This window comes from Ruminococcus difficilis, assembly GCF_016680995.1.
Genome location: NZ_JAEQMG010000069.1, coordinates 1 through 5,279, shown reverse-complemented (window position 1 = coordinate 5,279; position 5,279 = coordinate 1). Strand labels below are relative to the sequence as shown.

Here is a 5,279-nt window from a genome sequence, read left to right as displayed (position 1 = left end):
AGAGAGAAACGATGTGCTTTGAGAGCATACCCAGCAGCGCGTTTGCCGGAGAGGTATGCTGCAAACTCGCCGCCGTCTTGAAGGAAGAAAAGCGATCCGCTTCATCGGGGGTGTATTCCATGCCCTTTTGCAGCAGCACCTCTTGGCACCGCTGCGCCTGTTCCTCAAAAACTACCTTTAATTCATCCGTTGTCATAACCGCCGCTCCTTACGCCGTCGGCAAATACACCCAATCGTGCATAAGGCAGACGCTCGGCTCGTCCTCGTCCGGCACAAGACTGAATGCGCACTCGTTGTAAACAGTGCGGTCATCGTCGATTTCAATACCAAATGCCTTGTAAAAGCGGTACTCGATATTGGAAATGATACAGCGGAGCTTTTGCAGCGCCTCGCGCTGTTCGACGGTCATAAACTCCCTGTCAACGCTGTGCTTCAGGCAGACCAGCGCCTTGTAAAGCTGAACCTCCGTGCGGTAGGGACGGTAGTTCATATTGTCGAGCCAAGTTGAAAACAGCGCCGGACCGCTTTGCACAACGAATATCTCCGGGTGATAATAGCCGAAGCAATCAAGGTTCGCGGTATTGAGCACATACAGCATTTCCTTGATCTCATTTTCGGGCACATGATAAAACCGCAGCAGAGAACGGTAAAGATGTACATATCCGGGTATTGAAACGATTTTATTTACCAAAAATTTTACCTCCTGTAATAACGGACGCGAAGACCGAAGCCCCCGCGTCCAAAAAATTATATGTTCTTATGATTCGTCTGTGTCGTCATCCTCGGGCAGATAGTCGGAATTGCCGTAATCGTCGGTTCCGTTGTATTCACCGTAATCCTCGCCCTCGTCATCGTCAAACTCAGGCTGTTGCTTTTTGGGACGGATCACCTTGACGTAGATTCCGACGCCCGCGACAGCGATAAACGCCGCGCCGATAATGACATACATCGTGATATTGCCGCTGTCCTTCTCAGACTTGCCGCCTGCCGGTTCGTCGGCGGTCGAGGCAGATTTCCCTTCGCATTTGGTAATATCCTTTTTGCAGACAGGGCAATCCTCATTGACCTTGCCGCTTTCGCATTTATCAGTGCAGGTACAGGTCTGAGAGGCTGAAATACCGCTGACCGAGGTTTTATTGTTTTCCTCGGCAAGCGCCGTCAGATCGGATTCGGTGACCGCGTTCAGAAAATACACGTTCTGTTCGCCGCGCGCCTCGTCCACCACCAGATAGAACACATTGCCCGATTTGGTGGAAATGGTGTAAAACAGCTTTTCATCGGTCTCATTCTCTACATAGTCGAGCACCGAGCCCTGACCGTCAGGCGTGAACGCTCCGGGCGGTAAAGTCGGAGCGACCGGCTCCGTCGGCTGCGTACCCTGCGTTGCAACAGGTGCGGTAGGAGCCGGAGCGTCCGTTTCCTCAACGGGAGCGGCGAACACATTCAGCGAACATACAAACGCCGCCGTCAAAAGAAATAACGCCGTCAGTGCGGCGATCCTCTTAATCCTCATAGTCATCCTCCGTTTCCTGCGGCAAATGACGCGTTTTCAGAAACTCCGCAAGCTGCGCCGGCGTGAGCTTGAAGCTGCGGCAAGTCGCCACATAGTCGGCGTTTTCAAGCTCGGTTTTCTGCGCCTGCATATCGCGCACCTTCTTTTGAAGCTCCGCGATCTTCGCCGTTGCTTTTTCAATATCCTTTTCGAGTTTTTCAATTTTTGGGTTCAATAGTAACCTCCGTTCAAAAATATTTGTTTATAAATGCCGCTCTGTTTCGTCGCCTGTTTCGGCGAAATAAAGCGGATTGAGATAATGACCGTCAAGCAAAACCTCCAAATGAAGGTGCGGCCCCGTGGACGTCCCGGTGCTGCCGACCTTCGCGATCACGTCTCCGGCGTGAACGTTCGCACCGGCGGCAACCAACAGCTGCGAACAGTGCCCGTATCTCGTCATCAGGGTTTTGCCGGTCGGGGTATCGCCCTCGATAATGACGCACAAGCCGTAACCGCCGGAATTGCCCGCCACGGTAACCACGCCGTCGTGACCCGCACGGATAACCGTACCCTGCGGCATACCAATGTCAACGCCGGTATGGTAGTCCTTGACGCCGCTGACCGGGTGAACGCGGTAGCCGTAATAGCTTGTCACATTTGAAAGCCAGTTGGTGCTGCCAAAAACATTTTTGACGTACTGCCGACAGCCCTTTGTCGTCAGCAGCGTATCACAGGCGTCGCGCTGTTCGCTGTTGACGCGACCCGATACAACGCTTTCAAGCGAAACCGAGGTCAGCTTCACATTGAGAATTTTGTAATCATACGCTACGTTAGTAGTCGTTTGCTGATGTGTGGTCGGATCGGTCGCCGGTTCGGTGCGGGTGCGCCGCTCAACTTCCTCGGTCAGCGTCAGATGATACTGACTGTCAAAAAGGCTCCGCATAGCGGATTCCGCCTGAGAGCTGTTGAAATCTCCGTACACGGCGGTCAGGTACGCCATCAGGACATGCGGATCGTGCCCGATCTCGTCAACGTCATAGCGGTACTCGTCATAGCCCGACCGTATGGTTTCCATGCGGTTGATTTCAAGCTGCAAATCGGTTTCCCATTCCGTATAGGTCAGCTCCGCCTGATCAATAACAATGTCGCCCGCCAGATAGGAGACAGACGAAAACGCGCCGGAGCTGCCCGCGCCGATAGAGGTACAGGACGTAAACGCCGACGCGATAAAGAGGATCAGCAGGAAAATCAGGAATATTACCAGCGCGGCGACCGGGTGGCGCTTGATAGCTCCCGCGATCTCCTTAACGATCTTCTCAGTCGTTACCGCCGTCTTTTTTGCCCGCTTGCCTGTTTTCTGCGCTTCACGCGCCGCTTTTGCGTACTTGCGTTTCAGCTTTTGCTTGTACATAGCCTTGGCGAGCTTTTTCTTTTTCAGCTCTGGATTTTCCGCCAGCGCCTTTTGATAAGCCGCCTTCGCCTGTGCGTTGACAGTGCGGTTTTGCAGACGCTTTACCTTGTTGTACGGCGCGAGCTTATGGGCGCGGCTTGCGTACCGCAGACCCGTTTCACCGGCGATCTCCGCACGGTGCGCCGCCTGAACGCCGACGTTTTCATGCTCATTTTTGTATATCTGCTTGTGAACCATACCGCCGGCAAGGTTGGCTACGCCCTTCACGGGACGGAGCACGGCGGGACCTTTCAGCGCCTCGGATTTTTCTTTGACCTCTTTTTCAAACCGCAGCCGTGTTTTCTGCTTGCCGGTCGCGGGATCGGCTGAGGTTTCCAAACGAGGCTTGCGGCGCGAGGGCAGCTTGTTTTCCGCCTTGTGCAAACGTTGTTCAAAACGCGCGGCGCGCTCCTGTGCCTTTTCCAGCTTGCGGTTGACTGCGTCCTGTCCGGGCAATTCATCGTCGGCAAACCGCAGCTTTGACGCTCCCGTGCCGGCCTCCGCCGTCTGTGACTCCTGACGGAACTTCTGACGATAGCGGCTGCTGTTCTGCATGACCGTATGAGCGCCGCTGCTATGCGGCTCACGGCTGACGTTCTCCGTCTGCTTTGATTCCGTAGAATAAACAGACTGTTCCGCACGCTGACCGTAATCGGGCGATTGTGAAACTTCGCTTTCCGTTTCCTCCTGACGCTGTTCGGAGAACGAATCGGCGGTTGCAGCCGTTTCATTTTCACCGTTAACGCGTTTATCTGATGTTTGCCGCAGTGAAGCATATCTGCGCTGTTGATTTAACGAGCTGGATTGTGCCGCTGCTTCGGGTTCACGGTTCGGGCGTTCTTCAACATGACCGTCTGTGCGTTCCTCCACATACTGCCGCTCATTTGACTGTTGAGCCGAAAAACTGCTTTGCCGTGAACGCGGCTGACCTTCACCGCGAGAGCGTGACGCTGCCGATTGTCGCTCCGCATCCGGACTGTTCCTCGGACGTTCCGAAAATCTGTGCCTCGGTTTCGCGCCTGAATCCTCTCTGTCGCGGGACATATCCATCACCTCCCGTCTGCGTTATGACGCCTCTTTCGCGATTTCATCGGGGCGCGTCGTCATGATCTGATACAAAGTCGTGTCCTTCGGGAAGTGATCCACAAAGGGAATGATCACATTGCCGAAAAACAGCAGACCTTCACCCGGTCCCGACTGTGTGACATGGGAAAGCTGGTGCTGCGAAATGCCGAGCTGCTTTGCCAGGATGTTACGGTCTCCCTGCGCCTGATTGAGCATGTAGATAAAATCGCTGTTTTCAAAGATATTCTCGATCTCGCGCGAGGCAAGCAAATCCTTGACGTTCTGCGTCAAGCCCGACGGAATACCGCCCCATTTGCGGAAGCGTTTCCAAATCTCAACCGAGAAAGCGCCGGTCTGTCCTTTGAGCAGCAGGTGGAATTCATCAATGTAAAACCACGTCGTTTTATGCTTGGCGCGGTTGACGGTCACGCGGTTCCATACTGCGTCCTGCATGATCAGCAAGCCCATTTCTTTCAGCGCCTTGCCGAGAGATTTCAACTGGAAGCAGATAACGCGGTGGTTATCCAAATCCACGTTGGAGCGGTGATTAAAGACGTTCAAAGAGCCGTTAACGTAAATTTCCATAGCGGTAGCGATCCGCTGCGCCTCCGCCTCCGGCTGCGCCCGCAGCAAATCATACAGGTCTCCGAGGATCGGCATATTTTCAGGACAGGGATTTTGCAGATAGTTTCTGTACACAAGCCTTGTACAGCGGTCGATGACCGTCTTTTCCACCGGCGATAAGCCGTCCTTACCGCCGACGATCAGATCACAAAGCGACAGGATAAAATCGCTTTTCAGATTGATCGGGTTTTCGTCGTCGGCGTAATCGAGGTTGATATCCATCGGATTGATATAGTTGGTGGAGTTCTGCGAAATATCAATGACCTGTCCCTGCTTGCCGAAACGGTTCACCAGCGGCGCGTACTCGTTTTCGGGATCGGCAATGATAATATCGTCCTGCGTCAAAAGGAACACATTGAGCATTTCACGCTTTGCCGAGAAGGACTTACCGCTGCCGGGCGTACCGAGGAAAAGGCCGTTCGGGTTTTTCAGCGTTTTTCTGTTCGCCATGATCATATTGTTGGATAAGGCGTTCAGACCGTAGTACAGCGCCTCGCCCTCCTGAAACAGCTCGCAGGTCAAAAACGGTACGAATATCGCCGTGCTGCTCGTCGTCATGCCGCGCTCGATTTCAAGCTGATTGACGCCGAGAGCGAGCGAGGACATAAAGCCCTGCTCCTGCTGATAGTCAAGCCGCTTCAACACGCA

Annotated in this window: 6 protein-coding genes; all 6 read right to left on the bottom strand. The window is 53.8% G+C overall.

Going from position 1 to position 5,279, the window contains the following annotated elements:
* On the bottom strand, positions 1-196 hold a 196-nt coding region (locus JKK62_RS08135), incomplete at its 3' end, for a hypothetical protein (RefSeq protein WP_436286305.1).
* A gap of 12 nt (positions 197-208) precedes the next feature.
* Positions 209-691, bottom strand: coding sequence for a hypothetical protein (locus tag JKK62_RS08130; RefSeq protein WP_201427504.1), 483 nt, complete (start codon positions 689-691; stop codon positions 209-211).
* Positions 692-757: 66 nt separating this feature from the next.
* A complete protein-coding gene (locus JKK62_RS08125; protein WP_201427503.1) occupies positions 758-1,513 on the bottom strand; it encodes a DUF4366 domain-containing protein in 756 nt (251 codons plus the stop codon).
* Positions 1,503-1,727 carry a DUF4315 family protein gene (locus JKK62_RS08120; protein WP_201427502.1) on the bottom strand — a complete coding sequence of 75 codons (225 nt, stop codon included), beginning with the start codon at positions 1,725-1,727 and terminating at the stop codon, positions 1,503-1,505. The genes JKK62_RS08125 and JKK62_RS08120 overlap by 11 nt, the downstream gene beginning before the upstream one ends.
* A 27-nt stretch (positions 1,728-1,754) precedes the next feature.
* Positions 1,755-3,812 carry a M23 family metallopeptidase gene (locus tag JKK62_RS17970; protein WP_201427501.1) on the bottom strand — a complete coding sequence of 686 codons (2,058 nt, stop codon included), beginning with the start codon at positions 3,810-3,812 and terminating at the stop codon, positions 1,755-1,757.
* A gap of 195 nt (positions 3,813-4,007) precedes the next feature.
* The coding region (locus JKK62_RS08110; RefSeq protein WP_201427500.1) for a VirB4-like conjugal transfer ATPase, CD1110 family at positions 4,008-5,279 on the bottom strand (1,272 nt) is incomplete at its 5' end.

Bases quoted from the DNA above. Each gene is read 5' to 3' on its own strand.
- JKK62_RS08125 (WP_201427503.1), bottom strand. From the start codon at position 1,513: ATGAGGATTAAGAGGATCGCCGCACTGACGGCGTTATTTCTTTTGACG.